Raw genomic sequence first — 16,179 nt, 5'->3', positions numbered from 1 at the left:
GGTCGATGCCCTCTGGCCCTCGCTCCGCGCCCGCCCCCGACGAGGCGACCCGCACCATGCAGATGCACGCCGGCCCGGCGCCCACCTCCTCCGAGCGGGGACGACCGGGCCTGGTCCTGCTCTACGCGCCGAACTTCGAGAAGCTCCGCGCGGCCTACCCGTTGACCACGCGCGAGCTGGTCATCGGCCGCGACCCGCGCGCCGACATCTCCCTGCCCGAGGGCGCCGCCTCGCGCCTCCACGCCCGCATCCGCGAGGAGCCGTACGGCTGGGTGATCAGCGACCTCGGCGGGCGCAACGGCACCCTGGTGAACGGCGCCTTCGTCGCCGAGGCCCCCCTCGCCCACCTCGACCAGGTGCGCATCGGCGACGCCATCTTCCAGTTCGTTTCCGGCGACGCCGAGCGGTACGCCCACCACCGCATCGACGGCGCGTACCTCACCGACGCCACCCCCGGCGCCTCCGAGCCACGACTCCCCTTCAGCCGCATCGTCGGCGGCTACCAGATCCAGCGCCTCGCCATGGACATGCGCGAGATCGCCCGGAGCTCGCTCGGGGTCCTCATCCTCGGCGAGACGGGCACCGGCAAGGAGGTCTTCGCCCAGCAGCTCCACGACTGGAGCGGCCGGCGCGGGCCTTTCCAGGCGATCAACTGCGCCGCCATCCCCGCCTCCCTCATCGAGGGCGAGCTGTTCGGTCACCGGCGCGGCGCCTTCTCGGGCGCCGATCGCGACCGCACGGGGCTCATCCGCGCCGCCCACGGCGGCACCCTGTTCCTCGACGAGATCGGGGACATGCCCGTCGAGGCGCAGGCCAAGCTGCTCCGCGTGCTCCAATCGAAGGAGGTCACACCCCTCGGCGCGAGCCAGCCCGAGCGCGTGGACGTGCGCATCGTCTCCGCCACCCACCGCGACGTCGTCCGCCTGCAGCAGAGCGGCGCCTTCCGCGCCGACCTCTACGCGCGCCTGAACGAGTACAGCCTCACCTTGCCCCCGCTGCGCCACCGCAAGGAAGATGTCTACGCCCTGTGCCTCGCCCTCGCCGCGCGCCACGGCAAGCCCGAGCCGAAGATCACCTTGCCGGCCATGGCCGCGCTCCTGCACCACGACTTCCCCTTCAATGTCCGGGAGCTGGAGGCCATCCTCAAGCGCTGGGCCGCCGCCGCCAAGGGCTCCGAGCTGGGCGTCGAGCACCTGAGCGACGAGATCCAGAAGCGCATGAGGACCTACGGCCAGCGGCCCCCCGCCCCGTCCCCCGCGCCCCCCGACCCCCGCGACGCGCTCGACCCCCGCGACGCACCCGGCACCTCGGGCTTCTTCCGCGACGCACCCGGCACGTCCGACGCCTCCCCCGACCCCCGTGACGCCTCCGGCTACACGGCGCCCACCGTGCGCTCGGAGAACAGGTTCGCGTCCTCCTCGCCCCGCCCGACGCCTCCTCCGCCGGAGCCAGCGGAGGCCGCGCGCCGCGACGCGCCCAGCGAGCAGCAGCTCCGCGATCTGCTCGCCGCACACCAGGGCAACGTCGCCGCAGTAGCGCGCATCCTCGACAAGGACCGCACCCAGATCCACCGCTGGCTACGGCGCTACGGCATCAAGGTCGACGACTACCGCTGACCCGGCGCCAGCAGCAGCCAGCGAACCCCCTGCACTGCTCCCACCTCCCCCACCTCCTCCACCTCCCCCACGGCCCCCGCGGCTCCCGCGGCCCCCGCGCGCAGCCCCTCCACCGCGGCGTCCGAGGCCAGCACCCCCTCGGTGCCCGGCTCGGGCACCCACGAGGACAGCTTCATCAGGTCTCCGCCGGTCATCTCCCCCTCGGCCGAGATCTCGGCCACGCCCGCGTGCAGGCAGATGCGCACGTGCACCCGTGCGTCGCGCCCCGGCCGCGCGGCGAGGCGCCCCCAGAGCGCGGCCAGCGCCTCGACCACGCCCGCCCGAAGCTGCACGTCCAGCGCCGCGTCGTCGGGCCGCGCGGCCGAGAGCAGCACGCTCGTGCCCGTCTCCAGCGACGGCCGCAGCCCCACCCGCCCGAGTGCCCCTGCCGACGCCGGCAGCACCGCCTCCAGATCGTCGAGCAGGCCGTCGTCCGGCTCGTCGAGTGCCCCCTCGTCGGCGTGCACCTCGACCAGCACCGCCAGCGCCCGACGCTGCGCGCCCACCCGGGACACCCCCGCCGCAACCAGCTCCGCGAAGAAGGCCCCCGCGCTCGGCTGCCGCGCCGCCGCCTCCTTCGCGAGCGCCCGCAGGATGGGCGTGTTCAGCGCCGGGTCCAGGGGCGCGACCAGGCTGGGCGAGCGCGGCGCCGTGTAGAGGTGCATCTGCTGCAGCGCGAGCGCCGTCCTGCCGCTGAACGGCATCTCCCCGACCAGCATCTGGTAGACGAGCACGCCGAGCGCATAGACGTCAGTGCGCGCGTCCACCGCCTTGCCGAGGATCTGCTCCGGGGCCATGCACGAGAGCGAGCCGATCACGTGGCGCGAGCTGGTGAGGCCGGCGCCTTCCAGATCGAGCAGCTTGGCCACGCCGAAGTCGAGCAGCACCACCCGGTGCGCTGCCGCATCGGCCTCTGCCGCGGGGCCGCCCGCCCGGACCAGGAACACGTTGGAAGGCTTGACGTCGCGGTGCACGATCGAGAGCGCGTGCGCGGCCGAGAGCGCGCCGCACAGCGGCCCCAGGATCTCCAGCACCTCCCGCAGCGGCAACCGCCCCCGGCGCTCCAGGTGCTCCTTCAGGCTCACGCCTTCGAGCCTCTCCATGGTGAACCACGGCCGCCCATCCGCCAGCCGCCCCTGCTCGTACACCTCCACGACGCCCGGGTGGCGCACCCGGCGCGTCGCCGCGACCTCGCGCTCGAAGCGCGCCACGGCCTCCGGGCTCGCCGACAGCTCGGGGTGCATCAGCTTCAGCGCGACAGCACCACCCCCGTCCAGGCGCTCTGCCGCGTACACAGCGCCGAATCCACCCGCGGCAATGCGCCTGCCGACCCTGTACGCCCCCACCTCGTGCGGAGCGGCGTCGAACCCTTCCTCCTCGGTAACCCTGTTCTCCTCAGCCCTGTGCTCCTCGGGAGACCTCATGACTTCGCGCGCCATCGTATACGCCCCACCTGCTCCCGCCGTGATGCATGAACCAACCTTGTAAGGCCCCCTCACACAGGCGAAGCGGCGTCGCGCTGCACAGCCTCACAGGGTGGTTGAACGACCCAGCAGCGACAGGAACGCGCGCGCAGGGCGCGCTGAGGTCGTCACCGCGATGCGCATTTCGCGCATCCTTTGCGCGCAGCCACATCGCTCGGAAACCCTGCATTTGCTGGGGCTTCGGTTGAACTCCTCCGGAGGATGTTGATACGCTCACGAGCGTGGGGACACAGGAGAAACCTCCTCGTGAATCGCTGTCTTCAGCTCCGGAAGGGGCGGTTTCGGGTGAGCCTTCGGCGGTGGACATGACGAACGATCCTGCCGGCGATCCACGGGCTCTGGAGGGGATGCAGACCACGCTCAATCCGGCGCCCCAGGACGCGGCGTACGAGCGCACCTATCCCATCGACTCCGGGTTCCCGTCGCAGGAAGAGGTGTCCACCGGGCGGTTCCGAACGACAGTACGCCGCGCGCCGCCTCCCTCGTCCTCCCCCTCTCCTTCCGGAAGCACCGATCCGTCCACTCCCCGGGTGGATCCCCTCTCTCCGGACCTTGCCATCCCTGCCAAGGGGACGTTGCTCGGCGGTGTGTACCGCGTGGAGCGCTACCTCGGCAGCGGGGCGATGGGGGTGATCCTGCTGGCCCACGACCAGCAGCTCCAGCGCCGGGTCGCGGTCAAGCTCCTCCGGCACGAGACAGGTGCGGACGCGTTCCAGGAACGGCTGCTCGACGAGGCGCGGGCGATGGCGCGCGTGCATCACCCGAACGTCATGCAGATCCATGCCTTCGGCGAGTACCGGGCGTACTCCAGGGCAGGTGCCCCCCAGACCATGCCCTTCTTCGTCATGGAGTACGTCGAGGGGACGACGCTCGGGGATCATGTGATGAGCCGGGGCGGGCCGCCGCTCGACATCGAGGAGACGCTCGAGATCATCGATCAGGTGTGCCGCGGGGTGTCGGCGCTCCACGCTGCCGGCATCGCCCACCGCGACATCAAGCCGAGCAACATCCTCATCACGCCCTCGCACCGGGTGGTCGTCGCGGACCTCGGCCTCGCACGGGAGGTGAAGCCAGACGCCAGGGCCATGCTCAGCTACTCGGGGACGCCGGCGTTCATGGCGCCCGAAATCGCGCAGCAACGCAACATCGACCGCACCCTGCTGCCCCGGTGCGACGTGTACGCCGTCGGGCTCCTCGCCTGCTGGCTCCTCACCGGGCAGCTCCCCTTCACCGGCACCACCGTCACCGAGTTCCTCCACCAGCACGCCTACGAGCCGCCGCGTCCCCCGAGCGAGCTGCACCCGGGCCTGCCCCCCTCGTTCGATGCGCCGCTGCTCGCGGCGATGACCAAGGAGCCCCAGGACCGCACCGCCAGCGCCGAGGTGCTGCGCCTCTCGCTCCGCAAGGCACTGCACGACGCGCCGCTCTCCTGGAACCCCACGCGCCTGCTGGTGGTCGACGACAGCGAGGTGATCCGGCTCCTGGTGAGCACCATCCTCGAGAATGCGCTGCCCAGGGCGCAGATCGTCTCGGTGGGGGATGGGCTCACCGCGATCGCCGCCATCCAGGAGCACCCTCCCGCGCTTGCCATCATCGATCTCAACCTCCCCGACATGAACGGCATCGAGCTGACGACCGCGATCCGCAGCCTGCCGTCGGGAGGAGGCTTCCCGATCATCGTGATCACCGGGACGGGGAGCGCCGCAGACTGGCAGCGCCTCGCAGCGCTCGGCGCCTCCGCGTTCCTGGTCAAGCCTTTCGACGCCGAGCAGCTCGTCGCGCTGGCGCGCCGCCTGCTGGAGGACAAGAGAGACCACCGTGCACGCACCTGAACCGGAGGAGGGCGCCCGCGAGCGTGCCTCCCGCCCCCGCCGTTACGAGCGGCGCCTCCTCCTCGGAGCCGCCATTGGCGTCCTCGCCCTCTTCGCGGCGGCGTTCGCCAGCGAGGCCTACGCGAAGCGGGCGTGTCGCATCGAGCTGGAGTCGTCGCTGCGCACAGTGCTCGACATGGCCACCCACGGCGTGGAGACCTGGGCGCTGAGCCAGCAGGAGAACGCGCGCTACTGGGCGAGCCGGCCCGAGGTGGTGCAGGGGGTGCGCGCGCTGCTCCCCCTCGTCAACGACCGCGAAGCCCTGCGCGCCGCGCCGGTGCAGGCGGTGCTGCACGAGGAGCTGGCCCCCCTCTACGGGCACCCGCGCCGGGTCGGGTACGTGATCATCAACCGCGACGGGGTGGCCCTTGCCTCGTCGCAGCCGGACAGCGTGGGGCAGCACGACGTCCTCGACCTGCAGCCCTGGCTGCGAGATCGGCTCGCCCGCGGCGAGATCGCCGTCAGCCACCCGAGCACCTCCAGCATCCCCCTGCCTGACGAGCACGGCACGCTCGTCCCCGGGCAGCCGACCATGTTCTCGGCGGCGCCGATCCGCGACGAGGCTGGCCACATCCTCGGCTACCTCGCCATCCGCCTGCGCCTCGGCGTCGGCTTCCTCCGCCTCCTCCGCGAGCAGCAGCCCCAGGAGATCGGGCGCACCTACGCCTTCGACGAGACGGGGCGGCTCCTCAGCAACGTCCGCGACGAGCCCGGGCTCCGCAGCGCGGGCGTCGTCGCCCCCGGCGTGCCCCTGAACCTGAACCTCGTCCTGCGCGACCCTGGCCGCGACCTCACCGCGGGCGCGCCTCTCCCGGGGCCCCTCGCGGAGCGCCCGCTCTCGCGCTCCATCAGCCAGGCCATCGTCCGCTATGACGGCCTCGATCTCGACGGCTACCGCGACTTCCGGGGTGTGGAGGTGGTGGGCGCCTGGAAGTGGATCGATCCGCTCCACCTGGGCATCGTCACCGAGATCGACGCCACGGACGCGTACCGCGCGTTCAACCGGCAGCGCAACACCGTCACGGTCCTCGTCGCCTTCGCCTCGCTCCTCGTCCTCGGCCTGGCCGTGCTCGTCATCCGTGGCCGCCGCAGCGACCTGCGCACCTTCGAAGCGCACACGGCGAACGAGGCGAAGAGCGAGTTCCTGGCCCGGATGAGCCACGAGCTGCGCACGCCCATGAACGCCATCCTGGGCATGACCTACCTGGTCCTGCAGTCGGACCTCGCGGACGCGCAGCGCTCGCAGCTCAGCCGGGTACACGAGTCGGCGAAGAACCTGCTCGGCCTGCTCAACGACATCCTCGACCTCTCGAAGATCGAGGCCGGACGCCTCGACCTGGAGCGCATCCCCTTCAACCTCGACCAGCTCCTCCGCGAGCTGTGCAGCCTGGTCCCCTCGAACCGCCGCGACGTGGAGCTGCTCCTCCAGATCGCCCCCGACATCCCCCAGCGCGTCGAGGGCGACCCCCTGCGCCTCCGCCAGATCCTCGTCAACCTCGTGGGCAACGCCCTCAAGTTCACCGAGCGCGGCGAGGTGGTGATCTCCGTCAAGCGCGCCTCTCCGGAGGGCACCCCGGCGCTCCCGCCGGGCCGCGTGCGGCTCCAGTTCCGGGTGAAGGACACCGGCATCGGCATCGATCCCCGCGACGCGAGCCGACTCTTCGACCCCTTCACCCAGGCCGACAGCTCGACCACCCGCCGCTTCGGGGGCACCGGCATCGGGCTCGGCATCAGCAAGCGCCTCGTGGAGCTGATGGGGGGCACCATCGAGGCCACCGGCCAGCCCGGCGTCGGCAGCACCTTCTCCTTCACCGCCGACCTCGGGGTGATCGCCGAGGAGGAGCAGCCCGCCCGCGCCGACGGCCTCCGGGGCCTGCGCGCGCTGGTCGTGGACGACAACGAGAGCGCCCGCCTCATGCTGCACGACGCGCTCTCCGGGCTCGGGCTCAGCGTCCACCTGGCCTCCTCCGGCAACGAGGCGCTCGCCCTCCTGTCCACCCAGGGCAACCCTGCCGCGCCCCCCTTCGACGTCGCCTTCGTGGACTGGATGATGCCCGGCATGGACGGCCTCGAAACGGCCGCCGCCATCCAGCGCCTCGTCGCGCCCGCGTCCCCTCCGCGCCCGGTGATCATCATGGTCTCCGCGTTCGCCGGCCCCGAGCTGGAGGCGCGCCTCCCCGGCACCAACGTGGACGCCGTGCTCCGCAAGCCCGTGACCCGCTCCGACCTCGCCGACGCCGTGATGCAGGTGCTGCACCGCGACCCGGCCGGCAAGCCCCCCCCCGGGCCGCCCCCCGTGCCGGCCCAGAAGCTCGCCGGGGTGCGGGTGCTGCTCGTCGACGACAACGAGATCAACCAGGAGGTCGCCCTGGGCATGCTCCAGCGCGTGGGCGCCGTGGTGACCGTCGCCGGCAGCGGCGCCCAGGCCCTCGACCGCCTCCGCCAGGGCGCCTTCGACATCGTGCTCATGGACGTGCAGATGCCCGAGATGGACGGCTACGAGACCACCCGGCGCCTCCGCACCGACGCCCGCCTCGAAAGCCTCCCCATCATCGCCACCACCGCCGAGGTCCTCCCCCAGCAGCAGGCCCAGTGCCTCGCCGCGGGCATGAACGACCACATCCCCAAGCCTCTCGACATGGACAACCTGGTCGAGACCATCCGGCGCTGGGCGCCCCCGCGCGCCACCGAGCCCGCCCAGGAGCCGCCGCCCGCGTCGACCCGCGCCGCCACCTCCGAGGAGCCTCCCGGCTTCGACACGGAGGGCGCCCTCGTCCGCATCGGCGGGAGCGAAGAGCTGCTGTGGCGCCTGCGGGGGCAGTTCCTCCGCAACCACCGCAGCGACGCCCAGACCCTGCGCGCGGCCCTGGCTGCCGGGGATCTCGCCCGGGTGCGCCTCGTCTCGCACACGCTCCGCGGGGTCGCCGCCACCGTCGGGATCCCGGTCGTCGCCGACGCCGCGGCCCCCATCGAGGCCGCCGCGCGCGACGGCCTGCCGGAGCCCATCCCCGCGCTCATCGACGCCCTGGAGCCCCACCTCGACGCCGCCGCGGCGTACATGGACAGAGCCGAGCCCCCCCCGCCATCGTCGCAGCGCCCGTAGCCGCCGCGGCCCGCGAGGCTGTCACGGCGCTCCTGCGCCCGGAGCGGCAGACGCGGCAGACGCGGCAGACGCGAACTGGAGGGGGTAAGTCACCGTGACCACCCCTCCACCCTCCGGCTTCGGAAAGCTCAGGCTCTTGAAGGCCGCCAGCATGCAGGACACCGCCTCCTGATCCTTCAGGTCGGAGCCAGCATTGACGACCTCGGTGACGTTCCCCTGTGCCCCGATGACGAACCTCACCGCCACGCGCCCCTGCAGCGCCGGGTCCTTCAGCAGGCCCTTCTCGTAGCAGAAGCGAATGCGCGAAAGGTTCCTGCGCACGATGCGCTGGATGATCTCCGGAGGCAGCCTTCCGTTGATCTGCGTCGCGCCCGTGCGCACCTTGGACGCGTCCCCCCGCGTCCCTCCAGGCCCCTCGGAGCCCTGGCCGACCCTCGTCCCGTCCCCATGCCCGAGCGTGCCCGTCCCGAGCCCGACGCCTCCGGAGACGCCGAATTCTCTCAGGGCCGACAAGGCACCGGCGCGCCCCCCGTTGTCGTTGCCCTCCACGGGTCTCGGCACCGCCCCGGCGTTGTCGCCCTCCTCGTCCGGGTCGGTGGAATCTCGCTGGGGCGCGTCGGCCGCGCTCGTGGGCGCCTGGGGCGCTGCCTTGGCAGGGGTGGGGGCGCCCTGCGCAACGGCGCCGAGATCCACCACGGGCGAGGCAGGCGGCGGCTCCGCCTGGCAGCCGAGGGCAGGGAGCAGCGGGAGCAGGGAGGCGAGCAGCACACGCGACATCATGCCGCCACGCTGGGCGGGGGCTCACGGCACGTCAAGGCGCCCCTGCCCCGAGACCTGGCCGGAGAGCAGCCCGCGTCTCAGGGCTTCGCGGCGGGAGCCCCTGGCTTCACCGGCGCGGGCTGGGACGAAGGGGGCGCAGCGCTCGGCGCAGGGGTCGCCGGCTGCGCCGCGGGAGGCGCATCGGCCGTCGCGAACTTGACGGGATACGTGACAGTGACCACCCCACCTTGCTCTGGCTTCGGGAAGCTCAGGCCCTTGAAGACGCCGACCACGCACGCCACCACCTCCTGGTCCGGCAGATCGGAGCCCGCGTTCTCGGCCTTCACCACACTCCCGTCCGCGCCGATGGTGAACCGCGTGGTCACCTGCCCCCCGAGCCCCGGGTTCTTTGCCAGCCCCTTCTCGTAGCAAGCGCGCACGCTGCCGAAGCGCTGCCGCACGATGCGCTGAACGATCTCCGGCGGCAGCCTGCCCGTGACGGTGGTCGCGCCCTGGCGCACCTTCGGCCTGCTGTCCGCCTGTGCACCGCCGAGGCGCCCCCGCCCTCCCCCGAAGCCCTGGCCGGTGCCCGTCCCTGCGCCTTGCCCGATCCGACCGATCGTACCGAGGCCGATACCTTCCCCCCGCCCTCCGCCCCCCGCGACGCCGATGCCGCTGAGGCCGAGACCCCCGAAGCCATAGCCGTCGCCGGTGGAATCGTCGCCCCAGACATTGCCCTCCAGGGGGCTCAGCACCCCGGCGAGGCCCTCGTTCTGGCGCTGCGCCGCCTGCTGATTCTCGGCGATCCGCGCGAGCGCCTCGTCGGCGCTCTCCTCGTCGAGGTGCTCTTCCAGAGCCTCCCTGAGTTTTTGCTCGGCCGCCTCGGCAGTGCTCGTCGAGGCCTGGGGAGCGCCCTTGGAAGCCGCGGCCTCGCCCTGCGCGCCTGCGTCGAGGTTCACCACCGCGACGTCGACGGGCGTGGCTGGAGGCGGCGCCGCGCTGCAGCCGAGGGCCACGAAGACCGGGAGCACGGAGGCGAGAGCTGCACGCAGCGTCATCGCGCCACGCTGCGGGTGCGCCCCCGGCACGTCAAGAGAAGCGCATGACCACCCACGACACAGCCGCCCGTACCGTGTCACGAGATCTGCCGCACCCCCTCCACGCTGCATGCTCACTGAATGGCGCTCGGATCCCTCTTCGAGGCCCCCCGAGCGCCTCCCTGCGGCACCTGGAGAGGACCCGTGCCCGTCACCTGCGTCGGATCCTGGGGAGCTGCTGGAGAAGGCACGACGGCACCGCCTGCCGCTCCTGGCTCGGAAGGCCCCCCGGCTCCGGCTGAACGCGCCGCTTGTCCCGACGGCGCAGATGCCTCGGGCGCGACGAGCTTCCCGGCTTCCCCGGACGCCGCAGAGCACACCGCAGAGGGGTGACCGGCTGCCCCCCGCACGCTCGGACGCACATCCATGCCCGTCGCCCACTGCCCCCCTGAACGCTCCGCCGGTGCTGCCGCTCCTCCTGCAGGTACGCCTCCGGGTACAGCCTTGTCCCCGGCGCAACCTTCTGCCGGCGCTCTCCTTCCCCCCGCGGCCATCTCCGCCGCCCCTGCGCCTGCGCTCACCGCCCCGGTGCTCGCCTGGGCCTCCTCCACCCCCCGCTCGCCCCACACCCCGTACGCCAGCGCCACCACCCCCGCCAGCGCCACCACCCCCGCCAGCACCGCGCCCACCGCCTTGCCCTTCCCCTTCCCCTTCCCCTTGCCCTCCCCGTTCCCCGCGCTCCTCCCGCGGCCTCGCGGAGCCGGCGACGGCATGCTCGGCGTCACCAGCGCCTCCCGGAACGCGCCCGCCATCGCCTCCGCCGACCCGAACCGCTCCTCCCGCTTCTTCGCCAGCGCCCTCGCGAACCACCCATCCAGCCCCGCGGGCAGCTCCGGCCTCACCTGCGAAGGCGGCACCACCTTCTGCGTCGCGATCGCGACCACCAGCTTCACGTCGCCACCCCGCTCGAACGGCAGCTTCCCTGTCAGCGCCTCGTACGCGATCACCGCGAGCGACCACAGATCGCTCCGCCCATCGAGCGTCTCCATCCCCTGGATCTGCTCCGGGCTCATGTACGGCAGCGACCCCAGCACCACCCCGAGCTGCGTCTGCTGCGGGCTGTCGAGCCCCATGTCGTCGTAGAGCGCCTTCGCCAGCCCGAAGTCCGCCACCCGCACGAACGGCTCGTCCACCTCCCCGGAGACCAGCACATTCGCCGGCTTCAGATCCCGGTGGATGACCCCCAGACTGTGCGCCGCCTCCAGCCCGTGCGCGACCTGGTCCATCAGCTCCGCCACCCGCGACGGCGCCAGCGGCTCACCCAGCGCGAGCTCCTCCGACAGGAGCCTGCCGGGCATGTGCTCCATCACGTAGTACGGCACCTCCCCGTGCGTCCCCGCGTCATGGACCGCCACGATGTGCCGCGTCTTGCTGCACAGCCGCGCCGACACCTGCGCCTCGAACCGGAACCGCGCCCGCGCCGCCTCGCGCCGCTCCAGCGTCGGCAGCAACTCCTCGTGGATGAACTTCACCACGAAATCCAGCCGCAGCCGCTCGTGCACCGCCAGCCAGACCTCGCTCACCCCTTCGCGCCGCAGCGGCTTGATCAGGCGGTACTTCCCGTCGACCATCATCCCGGCCCGCTGCTGCCAGGCGACCTCGCTGGGGCTCTCTGCGGGGCGCCGGACCGTGGTCCGGAAGGCGCTCGGCGAGGACCGCCGATCGAGATCCCGCCTCAAGGCCATGGCGTTCATGTCCCCCCCATCCGATGAGCAGTCGCGGCGCGGCATACGTACTCGCGCGGGTAGCGCGACACACCCTGGGTCGCCTCCCGCAGCAGCCCGTCGGAGCAAACCCGAGGCCACCCGCTCCCCCGCAGTTTCCAGGGGGATCTCTGCTGGAGCCCGCCCGCAGCAGGTGAGGCTTCGAGGCATCAGCCGATGCGCGCAGGACTCAGCAGCGTGCGCACGACCCGGGATCAGGAGGCCCGGCACGGACGGACGTCGCCCCTGCCACGGGGAGACGGCCGAAGGCCTGCAGCCCACGCCGACGCATCAGCCCACGCCGACGCATCTGCGGATCGCCTCGTCAGACCTACGGGAGGCCATGGGACTCACGTATCATGCGGGTCATGCGGTTACCCTTAGCGACACTGCTCCTGAGTGGGTGTGGCCTCATCACGGGCCTCGATGACTTCACTGTCACGGACAGCGCGTCGTCCACCACCACCACAGCCGGAGGAGGCGGCGGCGCCTCAGGGACAGGGGGACAAGGTCCCGCTGCCTGCCCAGAAGGACATGCCGACTGTTCCGGCACCTGCGCGGATCTGGCCACGGACCCGCACCATTGCGGCACCTGCAACCACGATTGCCTCGGCGGCGAGTGCCAGGGCGGTCAATGCCAAGCTTTCACGCTCGTCGAGGGACTGGCAGCTCCCGCGAACATCCTCGTCGAAGACGATCGTCTGGTCTGGAGCGACGGCGATCGGATCACCGTCGCGTCCCTCGATGGCACGGGCCAGAAGACGCTGGTCGCAGGACCCGGCGTCATCCAGCGCATCGCCATGGATGCTCTGCACGTCTACTGGACGAATGCGGGCACTGGCGAGGTGACGAGGGCTCCCCGCGACGGGCTAGGCCCTTCCGAATCCATCGTCTCGGGCCAGCTCAGCCCTCACGCCATCGCCCTGCATGCGGACCGCGTCTACTGGACCGATCCCAGTGACGGCAGCGTGAGAAGCGCCATGAAAGACGGCAGCGCAACGCTCACCCATGCCTCCGGCTACGGTCAGCTCCGTACCCTGGCCGTCGACGGCACCAGCGCCTACTCGGCCGACCCTGCAACGGGGGAGGTGATGAAGCTCCCGCTCGGCGGGGGCACCACTGTGATCCTGGCGACGGGACAAGCGGACGTCTGCGAGCTTGCCCTGGACGACACCCATCTCTACTGGACGAGCGGCTCGGGCGTGCACAAGGTGCCCCTCCAGGGCGGCACCACGGTCACCCTCGCCGAAAGCGACGCCTATCCCTGTGGCATTGCCCTCGACGTCACCGCCATCCACTGGACGGAGCCGGCCGCCGGCACGGTGATGAGAGTTCCTCTCGAAGCAGGTGCCGCGGAAGTCGTTGCATCCAGTCAGCTCGAACCCTTCGGTATCGCGGTGAACCAGACGGCCATCTACTGGACGGACCTCACGGCCGGCACCGTCCAGCGCATGCGGAAGTAGCCACGTCGTAGCCGCACAGCGCAGGCCTGGCGTGCCGCGACGCCCACGTCAGCGCTACAAGTGAGCGGTCATCTCGTCCGCTGCCTCGACCGAAAGCCCTTCCTCATAGAGCCCTTTAAGAAGGGCAGGCCTGAGCAAGCGCCGCAGCTCACGGTGCTCGATGCGGGAGAACGCCTCCATGGCCGCCTCTCGGTCGACCTGCACCAGGGCGACCAGCATGTCGTACCGTTCACCCACGAGAGCCTTCTTGGCGACCTCCGGGAGCGCGCCGTCGATGGGCGCGACGAGCAGCGCCACCAAGGCATCAGTGGCGCCCTGCTCGTGCTCCGCCAGCCCCGCGAGCAGATCGATCATGGCCATCCGTTCGAGCACGACCTCCGGACGATCTCCCATGAAGCGCGTCGAGGCGGGCAATGCCGCCAGCTCCGAGGCCCGTTCCAGCTCCTCCTGGAGGGTGGAGAGATACCTGGCGTCGACCTCGGGCATTGCCGCCAGGAACGCTGCCTCGTCGAAGAAGATGTTCTGCCGGCCGACGCGGTATTGCCGCGCTGCCTCGCGCACCGTCGAAATGGCTGCCCTCCGCGGGTCGCCCTGCCGGGCGCCTGCCTGCGCTTCCTCGACGCGGCTGCCGTACGGGCGTGGCGTCATGGCCCATGAAGGGAGCGCCCCCGGAGCGGTGACCATCTCCTGGCGATCACCCACTGCCGCAGCTTCCACTGCTCCTTCCGGCGTTCCCGAGGGCCGCCATTCCACCCCCAGGACCAGCGCGCCCACGGCCAGGGTCACGCCCGCCACACATGCGAGAAGCGTCGTCCTTTTCGTGGGCATGGTGATTCTCTCCAGGAAGAGGTCGTCCCCGCAGGAGCGCCGAGACTGCGCCCCTAGAAGAGGAAAACGGGGCCACGATCCTGCGACTGCAGACTTGCCTCGTCGGGCGGAAAAGGGAGATTCACCAGCCGGCGGCGAGGGTCGATCTTGATCGCAGCGACATTCCCCTCGACGTGTAGAGGGATCTCGATACTCCCCTCCGGCGCGTCGAGCGCGAACACCCCGCCGACCATCTCGGTCCCCTCATCGGTCTCCACGGCTGCCTCGACCCTGCACGGGTAGCGCTTCCCCGACCGTGTCACCTGCTCGATCCGCAACGCCCGTCCCACAGCGCCCTCGATGATCTCGGCGCGCATGTACGGCCAGTCCGGCGAGCCGACCCCGTGGACCCAGGCCTCGAAGTAGCGGTCGAGATGGGTGCCCGAGGTCGACTCCAGGGAGGCCTTCAGGTCGGCGACGCCACGCGCTCCGGGCTCCTCCAGGAAGCGCTGGACGGCGTCCACGACCACCTCACGGCCGAGCAAGTCTTCGAGCTGTAGCAGCAGGGTCATCGACCCGGTTCCGTACGCCGCAGCCGCGGCCAGCTCCAGGGACACAGGGGGCTCATCCTGCGGGACCGGGTACAGGGGTGTGGAGGTCGCCAGGCGGTCCCAGTACCGCAAGGTCGCGCCGGCGACGCCCGGCGGCATGTGCGCGTCCTCGTAGACGTACACCAGGTAATCGGCGATCGCTTCCTTCCACGCGAAGTCTCGCGCATCCCGCAGCGTCGTCCGGTTCCCGGCCCACTGATGCACGATCTCGTGCATCAGCGTGTGCATCGTCATGTCTGCATACTCGGGGGGGAAGTCGCGGAGCCGCTCGTTGAGCATGATGTTGGCGGGGTGCTCGTAGCCCAGCCAGCCCATGGGCGCCGTGGCGACCCGCAGCTCCTCGCCATAAGGCAAGGCGCCGAGCAAGCCGGTGATCCAGGACATGAAGCCGTCCAGCCGCACGAGGTCGATCGAGGAGAGGACGCCGGTGCCGGGCACCTCGTAGAAGTGCACCTCACTCCCCGACGTCAGCGCGTGAGAGGTCCGCTGCCAGGCAGGATTGGCCGCCACGAACAGGCCGGAGTACATCGGCGCGCGCACGTCGTCGACGACGCAGAACGTCGATGAGCCATCCGTCGTGCGCGCCCCCGAACAGAGCACGACATCCTCGGGATCGTGCGTCACATGGAGCTGCAGCTCCACAAGCTGCGAGGGATGCCGATTGCATGGCCCCAGAAGATGGCACTGCTCGACCCAGCCGCGCAGGTAGGTGAACCAGTTGCCCTGCTTGTCCTTGTTCCTCGTGAACCCTACGTTCGAGCCTTCCGGGTGCTCTGGCACGGTGAACGAGGAGCACACCCTGGCCGGCTCCCGATACTGCACCGCATTGCCGCCCACGCTCAAGACGTCGCCCTCGATGCATGCCTCCACCGGCTCGCCGTTCCAGGTGAGCCCGTGGACGGGCAGCGCGCTGTCGAAGCTCACCCCTTCGCCGTCCTCGGGCGCGGCATCCACCCAGAGGCACGACGTCGCCGCCCCGTCCGCGACATCGAACACGAGCTCATACCGCTGGACGGATGTCGTCGCCGCTTCCTGGCAGATGACACCAGCCCCCGTACCGCTCGTGGAGGTGCCCCCATCGTCCTCTTCGGCAATGCCTCCATCCTCGTCTGTTCCGGTGCCGGGTACACAGGGTGACCCCTCCGCCCCACAGGCGCCCCCACGGGAGGACGCCGAGTCCCAGAACGAGGTGCAGCCTGCTAACCCCAGCCCCACGCAGAGAAGCATCGCCGCGCACCGCCCCACCATGCCTCACGCATAAACGAATTCGATTGCGTAGTCCATCGACACGCGCGCACCGCTGTCGATTCCACCTGGACGCGACGACAGCGACATGAACGAGAAAGGGCCGCGCAGCCGGCCTTTCCTGCATCCCGCCTGCTCTTGTTCAGTGCTTCATCGACGACCGGGACACGGCAACTACGACGATTGAAAATGGCGCGCGCAATGTTGATTCAAAAATGGTGGTGGTCGCATGAACGTAAATGTACCTGGACCGAAGCAGCTCGACCTACCGTCTCCGTCACTGCGAGCCTCGGCGAGTGCATCCCAGGCGTTCTTATCGCCTGATGCCACCGCCAGGACGCTCCTGGCGTCCTCGTCACGAGGGGGAACGGATGTGCCGTC

10 protein-coding genes are annotated in these 16,179 nt (G+C 71.1%); 4 read left to right on the top strand and 6 right to left on the bottom strand.

Annotation, left to right across the window (positions count from 1 at the left end):
- Nucleotides 1–5 precede the first annotated feature (5 nt).
- Nucleotides 6–1,616: a sigma 54-interacting transcriptional regulator gene (locus CAP_RS24525; protein ID WP_081865220.1), complete on the top strand. Its 1,611-nt coding sequence runs from the start codon at nt 6–8 to the stop codon at nt 1,614–1,616.
- Here the strand turns inward: CAP_RS24525 and CAP_RS55105 are convergent.
- Nucleotides 1,607–3,079 carry a serine/threonine-protein kinase gene (locus tag CAP_RS55105; protein ID WP_197041334.1) on the bottom strand — a complete coding sequence of 491 codons (1,473 nt, stop codon included), beginning with the start codon at nt 3,077–3,079 and terminating at the stop codon, nt 1,607–1,609. The two genes, CAP_RS24525 and CAP_RS55105, sit on opposite strands and share 10 nt — an antisense overlap.
- 365 nt (nt 3,080–3,444) lie before the next feature.
- On the opposite strand from CAP_RS55105, the gene CAP_RS24515 reads away from it, so the two are divergent.
- Both CAP_RS24515 and CAP_RS45465 read left to right on the top strand, forming a co-directional pair.
- Entirely contained in the window at nt 3,445–4,971 is a 1,527-nt protein-coding gene (locus CAP_RS24515) for a protein kinase domain-containing protein (protein WP_044245183.1), read from the top strand.
- Complete coding sequence (locus CAP_RS45465) at nt 4,958–8,113, top strand: hybrid sensor histidine kinase/response regulator (RefSeq protein WP_052375833.1); 3,156 nt, start codon at nt 4,958–4,960, stop codon at nt 8,111–8,113. The genes CAP_RS24515 and CAP_RS45465 overlap by 14 nt, the downstream gene beginning before the upstream one ends.
- A gap of 21 nt (nt 8,114–8,134) precedes the next feature.
- On the opposite strand, the gene CAP_RS24505 is transcribed toward CAP_RS45465, so the two are convergent.
- The 3 genes from CAP_RS24505 to CAP_RS55100 all read right to left on the bottom strand — a co-directional run bounded on the left by CAP_RS24505 (nt 8,135) and on the right by CAP_RS55100 (nt 11,663).
- Nucleotides 8,135–8,893 (bottom strand): AgmX/PglI C-terminal domain-containing protein, encoded by a 759-nt coding sequence (locus tag CAP_RS24505; protein ID WP_044245180.1) that lies wholly within the window; start codon nt 8,891–8,893, stop codon nt 8,135–8,137.
- Between the two features lie 77 nt (nt 8,894–8,970).
- Complete coding sequence (locus CAP_RS45460; RefSeq protein ID WP_052375832.1) at nt 8,971–9,930, bottom strand: AgmX/PglI C-terminal domain-containing protein; 960 nt, start codon at nt 9,928–9,930, stop codon at nt 8,971–8,973.
- A 113-nt stretch (nt 9,931–10,043) separates the two neighbouring features.
- Nucleotides 10,044–11,663: a serine/threonine-protein kinase gene (locus CAP_RS55100; protein ID WP_197041333.1), complete on the bottom strand. Its 1,620-nt coding sequence runs from the start codon at nt 11,661–11,663 to the stop codon at nt 10,044–10,046.
- Between the two features lie 377 nt (nt 11,664–12,040).
- On the opposite strand from CAP_RS55100, the gene CAP_RS24490 reads away from it, so the two are divergent.
- Entirely contained in the window at nt 12,041–13,135 is a 1,095-nt protein-coding gene (locus tag CAP_RS24490) for a hypothetical protein (protein ID WP_156041110.1), read from the top strand.
- Between the two features lie 54 nt (nt 13,136–13,189).
- Here CAP_RS24490 and CAP_RS24485 read toward each other — a convergent pair whose 3' ends face one another.
- Both CAP_RS24485 and CAP_RS24480 read right to left on the bottom strand, forming a co-directional pair.
- Complete coding sequence (locus tag CAP_RS24485) at nt 13,190–13,963, bottom strand: hypothetical protein (protein ID WP_156041109.1); 774 nt, start codon at nt 13,961–13,963, stop codon at nt 13,190–13,192.
- A gap of 53 nt (nt 13,964–14,016) precedes the next feature.
- The gene (locus CAP_RS24480; RefSeq protein ID WP_044245174.1) at nt 14,017–15,549 is read right to left on the bottom strand and encodes a M1 family aminopeptidase; all 1,533 of its coding nucleotides are present in this window, start codon (nt 15,547–15,549) and stop codon (nt 14,017–14,019) included.
- Nucleotides 15,550–16,179: the final 630 nt, after the last annotated feature.

This window comes from Chondromyces apiculatus DSM 436 (assembly GCF_000601485.1).
In the GTDB taxonomy this organism is placed as follows: domain Bacteria; phylum Myxococcota_A; class Polyangia; order Polyangiales; family Polyangiaceae; genus Chondromyces; species Chondromyces apiculatus.
The sequence above is the reverse complement of the archived record's forward strand: the minus strand, read 5'-3'. Positions and strand labels throughout refer to the sequence as shown.